We start from the raw sequence: 429 nt of genomic DNA, 5'->3' as shown, positions 1-429 counted from the left end.
AAGCTGGCCGGGGCAAGTGCTGCTGCGGCAGGCGTACTCTCACTCGCTGCCAGCCCTGCGTTCGCTCAAAATGCTGGAACATGGGACAAGACCTTCGCGCAAAGCGCGCGCGTGGAGCATCGCAAGGTTTCGTACGCTAACCGCCTCGGCATCAATCTCGTCGCGGACATGTATATCCCTAAGAACATCGACACCTCGCAACGCCATCCCGCGCTAATCGTCGGTCATCCATATGGCGGTGTCAAAGAGCAGACAGCCGGACTCTACGCCCAGACGATGGCGGAACGCGGCTTCATCACCATCGCACACGACGCCTCGTACAATGGCGAAAGCGGCGGCCAGCCTCATTTCATCTCGTCGCCGGAAGCCGTTGTCGAAGACTTCAGCGCAGGCGTCGACTTCCTTGGTCTCGACCCGCGCGTCGACCGG

1 protein-coding gene is annotated in these 429 nt (G+C 61.1%); it reads left to right on the top strand.

Annotated features, from left to right (window positions below):
- On the top strand, positions 1-429 hold a 429-nt coding region (locus tag ACWGS8_RS35205; protein ID WP_454585212.1), incomplete at both ends, for an alpha/beta hydrolase.

Source organism: Mesorhizobium sp. 43Arga, from assembly GCF_053714255.1.
Note: the sequence above shows the minus strand (reverse complement) of the source record. Positions and strands in the feature narration are given on the sequence as shown.